General features: G+C 59.3%; 15 protein-coding genes. 2 read left to right on the top strand and 13 right to left on the bottom strand.

What is annotated here, in order from left to right; all coding sequences use genetic code 11:
- Positions 1–51 precede the first annotated feature (51 nt).
- On the bottom strand, positions 52–1,047 hold the full coding sequence (gntR, locus tag J1C59_RS01555) for a gluconate operon transcriptional repressor GntR (RefSeq protein WP_128086102.1): 996 nt from the start codon (positions 1,045–1,047) through the stop codon (positions 52–54).
- A gap of 102 nt (positions 1,048–1,149) precedes the next feature.
- On the bottom strand, positions 1,150–1,845 hold the full coding sequence (locus J1C59_RS01550; RefSeq protein ID WP_128086103.1) for a pirin family protein: 696 nt from the start codon (positions 1,843–1,845) through the stop codon (positions 1,150–1,152).
- Positions 1,846–2,188: 343 nt separating this feature from the next.
- On the opposite strand from J1C59_RS01550, the gene J1C59_RS01545 reads away from it, so the two are divergent.
- A complete protein-coding gene (locus J1C59_RS01545) occupies positions 2,189–2,683 on the top strand; it encodes a GNAT family N-acetyltransferase (RefSeq protein ID WP_128086104.1) in 495 nt (164 codons plus the stop codon).
- A gap of 68 nt (positions 2,684–2,751) precedes the next feature.
- Here the strand turns inward: J1C59_RS01545 and ggt are convergent, their stop codons facing one another.
- On the bottom strand, positions 2,752–4,503 hold the full coding sequence (ggt, locus tag J1C59_RS01540) for a gamma-glutamyltransferase (protein WP_140917387.1): 1,752 nt from the start codon (positions 4,501–4,503) through the stop codon (positions 2,752–2,754).
- A 201-nt stretch (positions 4,504–4,704) separates the two neighbouring features.
- On the opposite strand from ggt, the gene J1C59_RS01535 reads away from it, so the two are divergent.
- Positions 4,705–4,992: a DUF2756 domain-containing protein gene (locus J1C59_RS01535; RefSeq protein WP_128086949.1), complete on the top strand. Its 288-nt coding sequence runs from the start codon at positions 4,705–4,707 to the stop codon at positions 4,990–4,992.
- On the opposite strand, the gene ugpQ is transcribed toward J1C59_RS01535, so the two are convergent.
- From ugpQ to J1C59_RS01485, 10 genes are all read right to left on the bottom strand, one after another.
- The gene (gene ugpQ, locus J1C59_RS01530) at positions 4,983–5,732 is read right to left on the bottom strand and encodes a glycerophosphodiester phosphodiesterase (RefSeq protein ID WP_128086948.1); all 750 of its coding nucleotides are present in this window, start codon (positions 5,730–5,732) and stop codon (positions 4,983–4,985) included. The two genes, J1C59_RS01535 and ugpQ, sit on opposite strands and share 10 nt — an antisense overlap.
- Positions 5,729–6,802, bottom strand: coding sequence for a sn-glycerol-3-phosphate import ATP-binding protein UgpC (locus J1C59_RS01525; RefSeq protein WP_140917388.1), 1,074 nt, complete (start codon positions 6,800–6,802; stop codon positions 5,729–5,731). Before J1C59_RS01525 ends, ugpQ begins: the two co-directional genes overlap by 4 nt.
- Before the next feature lies 1 nt (position 6,803).
- Positions 6,804–7,649, bottom strand: coding sequence for a sn-glycerol-3-phosphate ABC transporter permease UgpE (gene ugpE, locus J1C59_RS01520; RefSeq protein ID WP_111140399.1), 846 nt, complete (start codon positions 7,647–7,649; stop codon positions 6,804–6,806).
- Positions 7,646–8,533: a sn-glycerol-3-phosphate ABC transporter permease UgpA gene (gene ugpA / locus J1C59_RS01515; protein ID WP_128086055.1), complete on the bottom strand. Its 888-nt coding sequence runs from the start codon at positions 8,531–8,533 to the stop codon at positions 7,646–7,648. The genes ugpE and ugpA overlap by 4 nt, the downstream gene beginning before the upstream one ends.
- A gap of 54 nt (positions 8,534–8,587) precedes the next feature.
- Complete coding sequence (gene ugpB / locus J1C59_RS01510) at positions 8,588–9,904, bottom strand: sn-glycerol-3-phosphate ABC transporter substrate-binding protein UgpB (protein ID WP_128086056.1); 1,317 nt, start codon at positions 9,902–9,904, stop codon at positions 8,588–8,590.
- A 477-nt stretch (positions 9,905–10,381) separates the two neighbouring features.
- Positions 10,382–11,095, bottom strand: coding sequence for a high-affinity branched-chain amino acid ABC transporter ATP-binding protein LivF (gene livF / locus J1C59_RS01505; protein WP_128086057.1), 714 nt, complete (start codon positions 11,093–11,095; stop codon positions 10,382–10,384).
- 1 nt (position 11,096) lies between these two features.
- Positions 11,097–11,864, bottom strand: a complete 768-nt coding sequence (gene livG, locus J1C59_RS01500; protein WP_128086058.1) for a high-affinity branched-chain amino acid ABC transporter ATP-binding protein LivG — start codon at positions 11,862–11,864, stop codon at positions 11,097–11,099.
- Positions 11,861–13,132 carry a high-affinity branched-chain amino acid ABC transporter permease LivM gene (locus J1C59_RS01495; RefSeq protein ID WP_128086059.1) on the bottom strand — a complete coding sequence of 424 codons (1,272 nt, stop codon included), beginning with the start codon at positions 13,130–13,132 and terminating at the stop codon, positions 11,861–11,863. Before J1C59_RS01495 ends, livG begins: the two co-directional genes overlap by 4 nt.
- Complete coding sequence (gene livH, locus J1C59_RS01490) at positions 13,129–14,055, bottom strand: high-affinity branched-chain amino acid ABC transporter permease LivH (RefSeq protein WP_111140405.1); 927 nt, start codon at positions 14,053–14,055, stop codon at positions 13,129–13,131. Before livH ends, J1C59_RS01495 begins: the two co-directional genes overlap by 4 nt.
- Positions 14,056–14,188: 133 nt before the next feature.
- Positions 14,189–15,301, bottom strand: coding sequence for a branched-chain amino acid ABC transporter substrate-binding protein (locus J1C59_RS01485; RefSeq protein WP_128086060.1), 1,113 nt, complete (start codon positions 15,299–15,301; stop codon positions 14,189–14,191).
- Positions 15,302–15,682 lie beyond the last annotated feature (381 nt).

The following is a 15,682-nucleotide window of genomic DNA, read 5'->3' as shown; positions in this document are numbered from 1 at the left end:
TTTTACCGGGAAAAGCGTGAAAGTGTGAGCTGACTCATAAAAACATCACAATCAGATGCTGCCACCTTCACTGATTTCAAAACCGACGTCATGCAGCGGCTGATCGCTGCTTTCACCGGCGATGCGCGCCAGCAGCAGAGCCGCCGCTTCGCGCCCCATCCGGTCGCGTGGGGTCAGCACCGTGGCGAGCTGAGGCGTCACGACCTGACTGATATCATGGCCATGAAATCCGGCAATCGCCATCTGTGAGGGCACCTGTAATCCCTGACGCTGGCACTCAAACATCGCGCCGACCGCCAGGTCGTCGTTGGTACAGAACAGGCTGTCCGTTTCCGGATAGAGACGCTGCGCCTCACGCAGCAGATCGCCACCGGCACTGAAGGAGGAGGCATCCTCCATCATCACGCTGCGTGGCGTCAGTCCCGCTTCGCGCATCGCGATTTCATATCCGCGCTGCTTCTGCAGCGTACGTTCATCCAGACGCGCGCCGAGGTAGACCGTATAGCGATGGCCTTTGCTGAGGATGGCCCGCGTCATCTGCCGCGCGGCCTCAACGTTGTCGAAGCCCACCGCCATATCCAGGCAGGGCGTCACGCTGTCCATCACCTCAATCACCGGAATCCCGGCCACCTCCAGCATCCGCAACGTGCCCGGCGTATGGGTACGTTCGGTGAGGATAACGCCATCGATGTTCCAGCCCAGCAGCGAGCGCAGCTGCAGCTCCTCTTTTTGCGGGTTGTAGCCAAAGTGGGCGACCAGCGTCTGGTAGTTGGCTTCGTCAGTGACGGCTTCGATGCCGCGCAGTACGTCGGCAAACACCTGGTTGGTAAGGGAGGGCAGCAGCACGCCGATGGCGCGGCTGGTGGCGTTAGAAAGCATATCGGGGGCGCGATTGGGGATATAGCCCAGCTCATCCAGGGCCACCGCGATCTTATCCCGCAGGGCAGCAGAGACCTGCTCTGGATTGCGCAGGTAGCGGCTGACGGTCATTTTAGTAATGCCGACGCGATCGGCAACGTCCTGTAATACCGGTCTTTTCTTCTTCATCGTAGCGCCTGGGATCGCCCTGAAAGCTAAAGTACGATGAGTCTATCACTTTTTTGTCACAACATTGCCAACCGGGCGCGACAAGGCGCGCCCGTCATCGGCTTACACCGGTGGCAAATCAAACAGCAGGACTTCTGCCGCAGAGCTGGCTTCGAGAGTCAGCGCGCTTTCGTCCCAGATAGCCAGCGCGTCGCTGGTGGTGACCGGATGACCGTTAACGGTCACGTCCCCTTTCACGACCTGGATCCAGATCCGGCGGCCCGCCTCAATCGCGACGTTATCCTGTTCACCGGCAGACAGCACCCAGCGCGACAGAGTCATGTCCTGATAGACCTTCAGCGATCCGTCTCGCGCATCCGGGCTGAGCACCAGCTGGCGGCCCTGCACATCCGGGAAGCGGCGCTGGTCATAGCGCGGCTCGATGCCGTTACGCTCAGGCATGATCCAGATCTGATAGAGGTGCAGCGGCTCGCTTTCGCTGGCGTTGTACTCGGAGTGACGTACACCGGTGCCGGCGCTCATAATCTGGAACTCACCCGCCGGGATCTGCTCTTTGTTACCCATGCTGTCCTGATGCTCAACCGTACCGGAGAGCACGTAGGTCAGGATCTCCATATCTTTATGGGGATGAGTGCCAAACCCCTGACCGCCATCGATCACATCTTCGTTGATGACCCGCAGCGCGGAGAAACCCATAAAGTTCGCGTCATAGTAGCTGGCGAAAGAGAAGGTGTGCCAGCTATCCAGCCAGCCATGGTTTGCGTGACCGCGTTCTTCAGCTTTGCGTACATAGATCATGTTCAAATCTCCTCAATGTTTTTTGTAGTGTGTTCCTGAGGGAGTCAGATTGATAGCTGAAAAACTTCACTCCTCTGTTCAAAATCGTTGAATAAGGAATAATCAGAGGCTGAAAAGCACTGAAGGAGAGCAGGCAAAAAAAAGCCAGCACGCGGCTGGCTAAAAATACTGGAAGCAATGTGAGCAATGTCGTGCTTTCTCAGGCCGTCGTGCGACCACCCGTGAATGCATGACAATAATAATCATTATCATTCTCGTCTGTAAAGCCTTTTCCAATCATTCCGGCTTGATTAACCAGATGATTTCCATGATGTTTAAAAGGTTTCTGCCGACCCGAGGAGCGATTATGGAAATCACTGTCCGCCACGTCATGCCCGACGATGCCGCTGCGCTGCATCGGATTTACAGCCAGCCCGATACCCAGGCCGGCACCCTCCATCTTCCCTATTCGTCGCTTCAGATGTGGCAGAGCCGTCTTGCCACCCCGCAGCCCAACGCCCATCTGCTGGTCGCCTGCATCGGTGAAGAGGTCGTGGGTCAGTGTGCGCTACAGGTGGAAGAGGGTGCCAGACGCCGCCATGTCGCCTCCCTGGGAATCGGCGTGGATGCGCGCTACCGGCAGCGTGGCGTGGGCACCACGCTGATGCGTGAAATGGTCGCGTTGTGCGACAACTGGCTTCAGGTGCGCCGGATGGAGCTGACGGTGTTTGTCGACAATGGCCCGGCCATCGCCCTTTATCAGCGTTTTGGTTTTGAGATAGAGGGAACGGCGAGAGGCTTTGCGATGCGGCACGGCGAGCTGATTGATGCGCACTACATGGCGCGGATGAAGGCCTGACGGCTGGAAGCAGCAGGGGCACCGGCGTGCCCCTGCTGCGGATACTCCCTGTCAGTACGCGTCCGGGATCAGTAACCGGCGCTCAGATCATCAACGCTGCGCGGATCGGAGGCACCATACAGCATGCCATCCGGCCCGATCATGATGCTCTGGGTGCTGCCCATCGACGGCAGTACCTTCACATGCTGACCTTTGTTCTCCAGCAGGCGCAGCGTGTCCGGACTGAAGCCCTTCTCGACGCGCAGCTGATCCGGCAACCACTGATGATGGAAGCGTGGCGCATTGGTGGCTTCGGCCACGTTCATGCCGAAATCGATGCTGTTAACCACCATCTGCAACACCGTGGTGATAATGCGACTGCCGCCAGGACTGCCGGTAACCAGCCAGGTTTTTCCGCCTTTGGCGACGATGGTTGGCGACATGGAGGAGAGCGGCCGTTTCGCCGGCTGCACGGCGTTCGCTTCGCCGCCCACCAGCCCGTAGACATTCGGCGTGCCCGGCTTGGCGGAAAAGTCATCCATCTCGTTGTTCATCAGGATGCCGCTGTTGCCTGCCACAATCCCGCTGCCAAAATAGGTGTTGAGCGTATAGGTGACCGCCACCGCGTTCCCCTGCTTATCCACCACCGAGAAATGGGTGGTCTGATTGCTCTCATAGGGTTCCAGCTTGCCCGGTTTGATCTCGCTGGACGGACGCGCCTTCGCCACATCGATCTGCTGCGCCAGCGTTTTCGCATAGGCCTTGCTGGTCAGCGCCTGCCACGGCACCTTCACGAAATCGGGATCGCCGAGGTATTCCGAGCGGTCCGCGTAGGCATATTTCTCTGCTTCTGCCATCACCTGCATGGCGTCGGCGCTGCCGAAGCCCATCTTCGCCAGATCGAAGTTCTCCAGGATATTCAGGATCTGCACGATATGGATACCACCGGATGAGGGCGGTGGCATGGAGAAGACTTCATAGCCCCGGTAGGTGCCGCTGATCGGCTGACGCTCAACCGCCCGGTAGGCCGCCAGATCCGCTTTGCTGATCAGCCCGCCATGCCGGGCCATCTCTCCGGCGATCTCATCCGCGATTTCTCCCTTGTAGAAGGCATCCGGCCCCTGACGGGCGATGAGCTGCAGGCTGTGCGCCAGGTTTTTCTGAACCAGCCGATCGCCCTTCTGCCACGGCGTCCCGTCCGGCTTATAGAAGATCGCTTTGCTGTTGGGATGCGTAATCAGAACCTCTTTGCCGTAGGTTTTCAGGTCATCCGCCAGTGCGTCGTTAACCGGAATGCCCTCGCGCGCCAGTCTGATCGCCGGGGCCAGCAGGGTGCTCAGCGGCAGCGTGCCGTACTTCTGCGCGGCCAGCGCCAGTCCGGCGACGGTGCCGGGCGTGCCGGAGGCGAGGTGTGAGGTCAGCGACAGTTTGCTGTCGGCGTTGCCCTGCTTGTCCAGGAACATATCGCGCGACGCGTGTCCCGGCGCCATTTCACGAAAATCGATGGCGGTGGCGCGGCCCGAGGCCGTGCGCAGCAGCATAAAGCCGCCGCCGCCCAGGTTGCCCGCCTGCGGATGGGTCACGGCCAGCGCAAAGCCCACGGCAACGGCGGCATCGACCGCGTTACCACCCTGGCGCAGGATCTCCACGCCCACCTGGGTCGCCATCGCATCCACCGATGCGACCATGCCGTGCTGCGCCTTCACCGGATGAAACGTATCGCTGTCCACACCGTAAGAGACCGGCGGAGCCTGTACTGGCGCGGCCTGAGCGCCCGCCACCACGGTCATGCTCATTACCAGCGACCAGCTCAGCTGACGCACCCTTTTCTGCATTTTCATCCTGCCACCATCCTGTGTTGTTATTTACATTTTTTTATCATTTCTGCAAGTGCCTACAAATACAGCAAAATAACCGGGGTTAAGTCAAATCCGGAATACATCTGAAAGTAAGGTCTGTGATATCGGGTAAACTTATGGCTGCGATGTCGGTGTGCGGTGTTCCGCACCCGGAACCCTGTCGCGTTTAAGAAAGGAGAGGTTATGAAAAAGTGGATGATGGTTTTCGCCGCCCTGCTGCCTTTTGCCAGCCAGGCGACCACGCTGAACAGCACCAACGATCCGAACCGGCCGGGCTATAACCCCAGCCAGCAGCGGATGCAGTCGCAGATGCAGAGCCAGCAGCAGCAACAGCAGCTGAAGCTGCGCCAGGATCAGCAGCGTCAGACGCAGGATCTGCAGCGTAAAATGCAGGAACAGCGCGACAGCGCCCGCCAGCGGGTCATCGACTCACAGCCGGGTCACCAGACGCAGAACCCGAATCAGAACTGATTAAAATCGGGGCCGATGATGTCGATGCTGTCGGTACAGATGGCATCGACGCCCCAGCTCAGTAACGTTCTGGCGCGATCCGGGCTGTTGACGGTGTAGACCAGGATCCTGAGGCCAGCGGCGTGGAGTTCGGCTACCCGCTCAGCGGTCAGCACGTTGTGGTTCAGGTGAATTGAGACGCACTTCAGCGCGGCGGTTTTCACCTGCCATTCCGGGTCCCAGCTGTGCGACAGCAGGGCACGCGGCAGCTGCGGCTCGGCCTGCATCGCGGCCTCCAGCGCTTTGTAAGAGAACGAGGAGAGCAGCGGAGGCGTCTGATCCTGCCACAGAACTGCGGCGGCCTGCGCGATGGCCCGTCCGGTCTCCACCTCGCTGCCGGTCGTGGGTTTGATTTCGATGTTCGCCATCATCTGATGCTGGCGACAGCGGGCCGCGACCTCATCCAGCCGCGCCAGCTTTTCGCCCGAAAACGCCCTGCCAAACCAGCTGCCCGCGTCGAGCTGAGAGAGTTTTTCCCACGGCAACTGCCCCGCCACGCCCCAGCCGTCGCTGGTGCGATCCAGCGTGTCATCATGCAGCAGGAAGATCTGCGCATCCGCCGATAATTTGGCATCAAACTCAATCATCTGATGGCCATACTTCGCGCCGATGTCGATCGCTGCCAGGGTATTTTCCGGTGCCAGTTTGCCGCCGCCGCGATGGGCGACGATACGGGGATAAGGCCAGTGTTGTGTGCTCATTCCAGACGCTTTCCATGGGTTGAATCGAAGAAGTGTAACGCATCTGACGGCAGATGCAGCCACAGCGTAGTGCCAGGCTGCGGCCGTTCGCTATGGGGTAAGCGTACCACCAGCGGCGTCTCACCGATGCGGCCGTGAACCAGATTGTCGGCGCCCAGCATCTCCAGCGTATCGACCCGGAGGGGCACACCGCCCTCCTCGCGGCTGCTCTGGCGGATATGCTCAGGCCGGATGCCCAGCACCACGGATCGGTTAGCCCACTTCGCTTTCATGTCGCTGAGCGGCAGCGCGTGTGAGGCATCGAGATTAAAGCGCGAGCCGTCGCTGCTGAACTGCCCTTTCAGCAGATTCATGGCGGGCGCACCGATAAACGAGGCCACAAACTGGCTGGCGGGACGTTCATACACCTCGGCCGGTGAGCCAATCTGCTCCACTACCCCTTTGTTCATCACCATCACCCGCTGCGCCAGCGTCATTGCCTCAACCTGATCGTGCGTCACATAGAGGCTGGTGGTCTGGAGGCGGCGATGAAGCTGCTGCAGCTCCAGCCGCATCTGCACCCGCAGGCGGGCATCCAGATTGGAGAGCGGCTCGTCGAACAGGAAGACCGCCGGTTCGCGCACGATGGCGCGGCCCATCGCCACGCGCTGGCGCTGGCCGCCGGAGAGTTCGCGCGGCCGGCGCATCAGCAGGTGATCCAGCTCCAGGCTGCGCGCCGCATCCAGCACCCGCTGACGGATCTGCTCTTTGCCCATGCCGCGGATTTTCAGGCCATAGGCCATGTTCTGCTCCACCGACATATGGGGATAGAGCGCATAGTTCTGAAACACCATCGCAATACCGCGATCTTTCGGCTCTTCCTGCGTCACCCGACGGTTATCGATGTAGATATCCCCGGAGCTGACGCGCTCCAGCCCGGCGACCATCCGCAGCAGCGTCGATTTACCACAGCCGGAGGGGCCGACCATCACCATAAACTCGCCATCATTGATGGTGACATTCAGCGGCTGGATGATCTGATTCTTGCCATCGTAGGATTTGGTTACTGCCTGAAGGGTTACGCCCGCCATCTTATTTCTCACTCTCAACCAGGCCGCGCACAAAGGCACGCTGCATGACTAACACCACCACCAGCGGTGGGATCAGGGTTAATAACATCGCCGCCATCACTTCGTTCCACTGGGTCGGCGAACCGCTGGTGGAGATCATGCTTTTGATCCCCGCCACCGCCGTACCGAGGCTGGCGTCATTGATGATCAGCAGCGGCCAGAGATACTGGTTCCAGCCGTAGATAAAGGTGATCACAAACAGCGCCGCCAGATTGGTTTTCGACAGCGGCAGCACGATGTCGATGAAGAAGCGCATGGCGCTGGCACCGTCGATGCGCGCCGCCTCCACCAGCTCATCCGGCAGCGACATAAAGAACTGGCGGAACAGGAAGGTGGCAGTGGCAGAGGCCATCAGCGGCAGGGTTAATCCGCTGTAGCTGTCGAGCAGGTTAAGATCGGCGATCACCTGCACGGTAGGGAAAATACGCACTTCGACCGGCAGCATCAGCGTGACGAAGATCAGCCAGAAAAAGAGCGTGCGCAGCGGAAAACGGAACCAGACCAGCGCAAACGCCGACAGCATCGAAACGGTGATTTTGCCGAACGTGATCCCCAGCGCCATGATCATGCTGTTGAGCAGCATCAGGCCAAACGCCGGGCCGTTGCCGTTGACGCCGTGGGTCCAGATGCGCGAGATGTTCTCCCACAGGTGCGTACCGGGCACCAGCGTCATCGGCACCTGATAGACCGCCGCGTTGTCCAGCGTGGCCGCCACAAAAGCGACATAGAGCGGAAACAGGATGGTGAGCACGCCCAGCACCAGCACGATGTGACTGAAGAGATCCAGTCCGCGTCGATTCTCAATCATTGATATTGCACCTTACGTTCGACAAAGCGGAACTGGATCACCGTCAGCCCGATCACCAGCAGCATCAGCACCACCGACTGCGCCGCGGACGAGGAGAGATCCAGCCCGGTAAAGCCTTCGCGATAGATTTTGTAGATCAGCGTCGTGGTCGCCTGCACCGGTCCGCCGCCGGTTGCGGCATCGATCACCGGGAAAGTGTCGAAGAAGGCGTAGATCAGGTTAACCACCAGCAGAAAGAAGCTGACCGGCGCGATCAGGGGCAGCGAGAGGTTGAAAAAGCGCCGTACCGGGCCCGCACCGTCAATCGCGGCGGCTTCCACCAGCGATTTCGGGATCGATTGCAGGGCGGCAAAGAAGAACAGAAAGTTGTAGCTCATCTGCTGCCAGATCGACGCCAGCACAATCAGGAACATCGCCTGACCGCTGTTCTGCGCGTAGTTCCAGTTGTAGCCGAGGTGGTTCAGCAGGTAGCTGAACAGGCCCAGGCCGGGATTAAACAGAAACATCCAGAGCACCGCCGCCACCACCGGCGCGACGGCGTAGGGCAGCAGCAGCAGCGTCTGATAGAGGCGGCGCAGGCGCACCACATAGTCCACCAGCGCCGCCAGCAGCAGAGACGAGAGCATCCCGAACACCGTCACCATCCCGCTGAATTTCAGAGTGGTCCAGAAGGTGTCGAGATAGTAGGGATCGGCAAACAGCCGCCTGAAATTTTCCAGTCCGACAAAGCGGCTGGAGATGCCAAAGGGATCGAGGCTTTGCAGCGAATACCACAGCGCCTCACCGGCGGGCCAGAGAAAGAAAATGGCGGTAATCAGCAGCTGCGGCAGCACCAGAAGATAGGGTAACAGGCTGGTGCGAAAGACCGGACGGGATGAAGACATGGCGTACCTGGCGTCAGAAAAGGGGGCCAGCCGGGGCTGGCCCGCAGGGAGAGATTACTTCATTTGCTGCTGGAAGCGGCGCAGCAGGTCGTTGCCGCGTTTCACTGCGTTATCCAGCGCGCTTTGCGGCGACTGTTTGCCGGTCCAGACACTTTCCAGCTCCTCGTCGATCACGGTACGGATCTGCGGCATGTTGCCCAGACGCATCCCTTTGGTGAACGGCAGCGGCGGCTTGTTCATCATCTGGCGGGTGGCGATATCCGCACCCGGATTTTTGTCATAGAAGCCCTGCTGCTTCGTCAGCGTGTAGGCGGCGGTAGTGATCGGCAGATAGCCGGTTTTCTGGTGCCACTCTGCGGCGATTTCCGGCTTAGCCAGGAACTGCATGAATTCGGCGACGCCCTTGTAGGTGGCCGGATCCTTGCCTTTCATCACCCACAGGCTGGCACCGCCGATCAGGGCGTTCTGTGGCGCCTCCGGCACGGTGTCGTCATACGGCATCATGCCCACGCCGAAGTTGAATTTTGCGTAGTGGCGGATATCGGCCAGCGATCCCGATGAGGCGGTCGTGATGCCGCAGTCACCGTTGTAGAACTTGGCGGTGGACTCATCCTTGCGGCCAAAGTAGGTGAAGTCCCCTTTTTTGTTCATCGCTTCCAGCAGTTCGATGTGGCGAACCTGCACCGGCTTGTTGAACTCCAGAACCGCATCCAGGCCGTCGAATCCGTTGTTTTTCGTCGCCACCGGCAGGGCATGCCAGGCGCTGAAGTTTTCAATCTGGATCCAGCCCTGCCAGCCGCTGGCGTAGCCGCAGCTCATGCCCGACTTGCGCAGTGCGGCGGCATCTGTCGCCAGCTCCTGCCAGGTTTTCGGCGGCTGATCCGGATTCAGACCCGCTTTTTTAAAGGCGTCTTTGTTGTAGTAGAGCACGGGTGTCGAGCTGTTGAACGGCTGAGAGATCAGCTGACCTTTGCTGTCGCTGTAGTATCCCGCCACCGTGGGCACGAACTGCTTCTCGTCGAAGGGGATGCCCGCGTCTTTAAAGACCTGATGCACCGGCACGATCGCCTGGGAGGCCATCATGGTCGCCGTGCCGACTTCATAGACCTGCAGCACCGCAGGCGCTTTACCGCTGCGCACTGCCGCAATTCCGGCGGCCAGGCTCTGCTCGTAGTTACCTTTGTAGGTCGGAACAATTTTGTAATCGGGGTGAGTCTGATTAAAACGCTGTGCCAGCGAATCGACTTCTTTGCCTAACTCGCCTTCCATGGAGTGCCAGAAAGGGATCTCAGTGGCGGCAAGCGCCTGGCCACTGATCGCCAGACCGAGCAGCGCGCTCATCAGGCTACGACGAAAGGTAACGACGGACATAGTGTTTTCCTGTGCAGGTAAATACGCGTGAAATCACGGATTTCTGGTTCGCGAAGTAACATGACACGGAAAAATGACGGATTAATAACGGACAGGTGACAGCCGGATGACAGGCGAAAGAGAGGAAAGGCGACGCAGCTAACGCCCGTGGTCGTGAGATTGTGGGCGAAGTCTGGCCAGTTTGCTGTTCACGCGATCATCCACAGGAAACACGATCAGATCGGCAGGACGTAAAATCCGTCATCCATAACATGCCCGGCCCGCGCGATTACGCACTTCATCCCTGAGATACGCCCGTATGCGGGCCAGCACGTTGTGTTTGTCCAGGGTGCGCAACGCTTCCCTCTTCTGCCCGTGTTCCCTGCGCGTTGAGCTTATTTGTTGCGGGCGGACAGCGCCGCCACCGCAGCGTACACGTCGTACGTGAGGATGGCGAGCGCGGCCCAGCCGAAACCTGCCCGGCCAGGCCGCGCCCTATCAGGCGCCCAGGTAAGCGCTGCGGACGGCTTCGTTGGACAGGAGTGCTGCGCCTGTGTCTTCGAGCACCACATGCCCGTTCTCCAGCACATAGCCCCGATCCGCCAGCTTCAGCGCCTGATTGGCGTTCTGCTCGACCAGGAAGATGGTCATCCCCTCGCTGCGCAACTGCTCAATGGTGTCGAAAATCTGCTGAATAATGATCGGTGCCAGCCCCAGCGACGGCTCATCCAGCAGCAGCAGGCGCGGCTGACTCATCAGCGCACGGCCAATCGCCAGCATCTGCTGTTCGCCGCCCGACATGGTTCCGGCGCGCTGGATTTTACGCTCCTCCAACCGCGGGAAGAGTTCATAAACGCGTTTAATCCGCGTCAGGTACGCCTGGCGACTGGCAAAGAAGCCGCCCATCGCCAGGTTCTCTTCCACCGTCATGCGTGAAAAGACCCGTCGTCCTTCCGGCACGATGGCAATCGCCTCGCGCATAATGCGCGACGTCTGCCAGTCGGTAATGGCTTTGCCATCGAAGGTGATGGTGCCCTGGGTGGCGCGCGGCTCGCCGCACAGCGTGCCCAGCAGCGTGGTTTTCCCCGCGCCGTTGGCCCCGATCAGGGTGACGATTTCGCCCTGATTAATATAGAGGCTGACGTTGTGCAGCGCCTGAATTTTGCCGTAATGGGCGCTGACGTTCTCAATGGTTAACATCGCATTTGCCATCTCAGGCCTCTCCTAAATAGGCGCGAATGACATCCGGATTGTGACGAATCTCCTCCGGCGTTCCGTTAGCCAGCGGCGTTCCCTGATTCACCACGTAGATGCGGTCAGAGATGCCCATCACCAGCTTCATATCATGCTCAATCAGCAGCACCGACACCTTGTGTTCACCCCGCAGTTCCGCGATCAGCGCATCCAGCTCATGCGTCTCTTTAGGGTTCAGGCCCGCGGCCGGTTCATCCAGCATCAGGATCTCCGGGCGCGTCACCATGCAGCGTGCTATCTCCAGCCGGCGCTGCTGACCATAGGCCAGGTTGCCCGCCTGACGGTTTGCCAGATCCAGCAGACCCACCCGCTCCAGCCAGGTTGCGGCACGGTCCAGCGCCTCGCTCTCACTGCGGCGAAACGCCGGGGTTTTCAGCAGGCCGGAAAACACCCCGCTTTTCAGATGCTGATGCTGCGCGACCAGCAGGTTCTCAATCACCGTCATCTCACGGAACAGACGCACATGCTGGAAAGTCCGCACGATGCCCATCCGCGCAATCTTCTGGCCCGGCAGGCCTTCCAGATGCTGCTCGCGCAGCTTGATGCTGCCGCCGGTGGGTTTGTAGAAGCCGGTCAGACAGTTAAACACGGTGGTTTTACCGGCCCCGTTCGGCCCGATCAGCGACACGATCTCCTGCGGGCGCAGCTCCAGCGCCACATTGTTTACGGCTAACAGACCGCCGAAGCGCATCATCAGGCCTTCAACGGCTAATAAAGGCTGACTCATGCCTGCTCTCCTTTTTTACCGGTTCTGAGTTTCAGATGCGGGCGTTTCATCGGCAATAATCCCTGTGGCCGCCAGATCATCATCAGCACCATCAGTCCCCCCAGCACCAGCATGCTGTACTCATTCAGATCGCGCATCAGCTCGCGTGACACCACCAGCAGAATGGCCGCCAGGATCACCGCAAACTGGGAACCCATGCCGCCCAGAACCACAATCGCCAGCACAAAGGCGGATTCGACAAAGGTAAAGGATTCCGGGCTGACAAAGCCCTGACGCGCCGCGAACAGACTGCCGGCAAAACCGGCGAAGGCGGCACTGATGGTGAACGCGGTGAGCTTGATGCGGGTCGGACTCAGGCCCAGCGAACGACAGGCAATCTCATCCTCGCGCAGCGCTTCCCAGGCGCGGCCCAGCGGCATCCGCAGCAGCCGGTTGATGACAAACAGCGTCAGTACTACCAGCAGCAGCGCCACCATGTAGAGGAAGATGATGCGATCGCTGGGGTCATACTTCAGGCCAAAGAAGTTGTGGAAGGTATCCCAGCCGCCTTCGCGCGGCGTCCGGCCAAACTCCAGACCAAACAGCGTCGGTTTCGGGATCTGGCTGATGCCGTTCGGCCCGCCGGTCAGGGCGGTGTTGTTCAGCAGCAGAATACGCACGATCTCACCAAAGCCCAGCGTCACAATCGCCAGATAGTCGCCGCGCAGTCGCAGCACCGGGAAGCCCAGCAGCAGGCCAAACAGTGCGGCAACGATGCCGGAGAGCGGCAGACACTGCCAGAAGCCGAGTCCGTAATAGTGGTTCAGCAGCGCAAAGGTGTAGGCACCGATGGCATAGAAACCGCCGTAACCCAGCACCAGCAGACCGGACAGCCCGACCACCACGTTCAGGCCCAGACCGAGCATCACGTAGATCAGCGTCATGGTGGCGATATCGACGGTGCCGCGCGACACCAGGAAAGGCCAGGCAATCGCGGCGACAATCAGCACCGCCATCACCAGCTTCTGCTTCGGCGTCGATCCATCCAGGCCCGGTAACACCAGCGCCGGACCGGAAATTTTCTTCAGGCCGCTTTGCCAGATCGGACGCAGCAGCTGGAACAGAAACACCACCACACAGCCTGTCGCGATCCAGTTCCAGCGCACGCTACCGGCGTTCTGCACTACCAGCTGCGTGCCGTCGAGGTTCAGGCGCAGCCCCATGAAGAAGGTGGCGAGCACCAGCAGCATCAGGGCCGAGATCAGCGCATTAATAAAGGAAGTCTTCATACTTTTTCGACCTCCGGGCGACCCAGAATCCCGGTGGGCATCACCAGCAGCACCACGATCAGCAGCGCAAACGAGACCACATCTTTATATTCCGTACTGAGATAGGCGGAGGTCAGCGCCTCGGCGATACCCAGCACCAGACCACCAATCATCGCGCCGGGAATGCTGCCAATCCCGCCCAGCACGGCGGCGGTGAACGCCTTCATGCCGGCCATAAAACCGATGAAGGGGTTGATCGAACCGTAGAACTGTCCCAGCAGCACGCCCGCAACGGCGGCCATCGCGGCCCCGATCACAAAGGTCAGGGAGATCACGCGGTCGGTGTTAATGCCCAGCAGGCTGGCCATTTTCAGATCTTCTGCGCAGGCGCGACAGGCGCGGCCCATGCGGGAGTAGCGGATAAACGTGGTCAGGGCCAGCATCGCCAGGAAGGTCACGACCCAGATCACCACCTGCATGGTGGAGATGGTGGCGGCAAAGCCGTTGCTCTCGCCAACCGTCCACTGTCCGGTGATCAGGCTCGGCAGTGCCAGGTCGCGTGAACCCTGCGTCAGGCTGACGTAGTTCTGCAGGAATATCGACATCCCGATGGCGGAGATCAGCGCAATCAGGCGCTTCGAGGCACGCACGGGGCGATAGGCCACACGTTCGATGCTCCAGCCGTAGGCGCTGGAGATTATCACGGCCATGACAAAGCCCGCGGCGATCATCAGCCAGGTGGTGTCGATGCCCATCATCATCAGGGCCGCAATCACGATAAAGGAGACGTAGCTACCGATCATGTAAACCTCGCCGTGGGCGAAGTTGATCATGCCGATAATGCCGTAAACCATGGTGTACCCGATGGCGATCAGCGCATAAGTGCTTCCCAGGGTCACACCGTTAAACATCTGCTGAATAAAATAGAGAAACTGCTCCGACATACCTTAACCCTTACTTGTCCGATCGCAGGCGACCGGGGTACAAAAAACGCCTGGCAGTGAGGTGCCAGGCGTTCATGTCACAGGTCAGACAAACCGGTTACCCGGTCTGTCCTCTACCCGAAAACAACCTGGTTTACTTCACAGCGGTCGAGGTGCCATCGGCATGCCATTTGAAGACGCCGAATTCAAAGCCCTTGAGATCGCCCTTCTCATCCCAGTTCAGGTTGCCCATTACGGTTGGCACTGCGGCACCCTCTTTCAGGTTTTTCACGATGGCATCCGGCTCGGCGCTCTTACTGCGCTCCATGCCGGTCGCCAGCGACTGCAGTGCGGCGTAGGTGGTCCAGACGAACGGACCGGTCGGATCCAGTTTCTTCGCTTTCAGCGCATCCACGATAGGTTGGTTGGTCGCCACCTGGTCATAGCGTTTTGGCAGGGTCACCAGCATGCCCTCAGACGCGGCACCGGCAATGTTCGACAGTGAGGCGTTACCCACGCCTTCCGGCCCCATGAACTGGGTTTTCAGACCTGCCGCACGCGCCTGACGGACGATCTGGCCCATTTCCGGGTAGTAACCGCCGAAGTAGACGAAATCGACGTTCTCTTTCTTGAAGCGAGCCACCAGCGTGGAGAAATCTTTGTCCCCGGCGGTGATCCCTTCAAACATCACGATGTTCGCGCCCTGCTTTTTCAGGCTCTCCTGCACGGCGCGCGCCAGGCCTTCGCCATACTGCTGCTTGTCGTGTACGACGGCGATACGCTGCGGTTTCAGCTCGCTCATCACATATTTTGCCGCCGTCGGCCCCTGATCGGAGTCAAGGCCGGTGGTGCGCATAATCAGTTTGTAGCCGCGGGAGGTCAGGTCTGGCGCGGTCGCGGCCGGGGTGATCATCAGCACGCCTTCATCTTCATAGATGTCAGAAGCGGGCTGCGTCGAGGATGAGCAGAGATGGCCGATCACATAGCGGATGCCGTCGTTAATGACCTTGTTCGCGACCGCCACGGCCTGTTTCGGGTCACAGGCGTCGTCATATTTCACCGCTACCAGCTTGTTACCGTTAACGCCGCCTTTGGCATTGATATCTTCAATCGCCTGGGTAGCGCCCGCGAACTGCATATCGCCATACTGCGCCACCGGCCCCGACATGGCGCCAACAATCGCCACCTTGATATCTTCAGCCAGCGCCGCATGGCTCATCGCCAGTGCTACACATCCCGCCAGTAATGCGCGACCTTTCATTTTCATCCTGACTACCCCATCTGTTTTATCGTGTATGTTGTGAGTGTTTGCGCTGCCAGATAAAGTGGAAAACTGATTAAGCATGAATGAGTTAGCATACTTTTCTGGCATTTATTAGTAATAAGGCTTTATTTTTCAGGTTATTAAACAGGAAGTTTCTTCTGTAAATCAACTGACATATTCAGAATTGACTGAGTGAAACAGCATAATACACTGGAGGCAATGGCCGGTTTTTCACCACTTTGCCAGCGCGTTATGCTGGGTGGTCATTCGCTGTCGCTGTTTACAACTATCATCCTGGCATCCAGGCCATCTTTTGACCTGTTTTATTGATGAAAATGTGGTGGCGCGCGGGTTGTACATTTTCGCTACACATTCCCCTATTAC

The organism is Pantoea deleyi (assembly GCF_022647325.1).
Taxonomy (GTDB): Bacteria; Pseudomonadota; Gammaproteobacteria; order Enterobacterales; family Enterobacteriaceae; genus Pantoea; species Pantoea deleyi.
This window is presented reverse-complemented; position numbering and strand designations above follow the sequence as displayed.

Coding starts and splice junctions, on each gene's coding strand:
- gntR (WP_128086102.1), bottom strand. CDS start 1,047: ATGAAGAAGAAAAGACCGGTATTACAGGACGTTGCCGATCGCGTCGGC.
- J1C59_RS01550 (WP_128086103.1), bottom strand. CDS start 1,845: ATGATCTATGTACGCAAAGCTGAAGAACGCGGTCACGCAAACCATGGC.
- ggt (WP_140917387.1), bottom strand. CDS start 4,503: ATGAAAATGCAGAAAAGGGTGCGTCAGCTGAGCTGGTCGCTGGTAATG.
- J1C59_RS01535 (WP_128086949.1), top strand. CDS start 4,705: ATGAAAAAGTGGATGATGGTTTTCGCCGCCCTGCTGCCTTTTGCCAGC.
- ugpQ (WP_128086948.1), bottom strand. CDS start 5,732: ATGAGCACACAACACTGGCCTTATCCCCGTATCGTCGCCCATCGCGGC.
- J1C59_RS01525 (WP_140917388.1), bottom strand. CDS start 6,802: ATGGCGGGCGTAACCCTTCAGGCAGTAACCAAATCCTACGATGGCAAG.
- ugpE (WP_111140399.1), bottom strand. CDS start 7,649: ATGATTGAGAATCGACGCGGACTGGATCTCTTCAGTCACATCGTGCTG.
- ugpA (WP_128086055.1), bottom strand. CDS start 8,533: ATGTCTTCATCCCGTCCGGTCTTTCGCACCAGCCTGTTACCCTATCTT.
- ugpB (WP_128086056.1), bottom strand. CDS start 9,904: ATGTCCGTCGTTACCTTTCGTCGTAGCCTGATGAGCGCGCTGCTCGGT.
- livF (WP_128086057.1), bottom strand. CDS start 11,095: ATGGCAAATGCGATGTTAACCATTGAGAACGTCAGCGCCCATTACGGC.
- livG (WP_128086058.1), bottom strand. CDS start 11,864: ATGAGTCAGCCTTTATTAGCCGTTGAAGGCCTGATGATGCGCTTCGGC.
- J1C59_RS01495 (WP_128086059.1), bottom strand. CDS start 13,132: ATGAAGACTTCCTTTATTAATGCGCTGATCTCGGCCCTGATGCTGCTG.
- livH (WP_111140405.1), bottom strand. CDS start 14,055: ATGTCGGAGCAGTTTCTCTATTTTATTCAGCAGATGTTTAACGGTGTG.
- J1C59_RS01485 (WP_128086060.1), bottom strand. CDS start 15,301: ATGAAAATGAAAGGTCGCGCATTACTGGCGGGATGTGTAGCACTGGCG.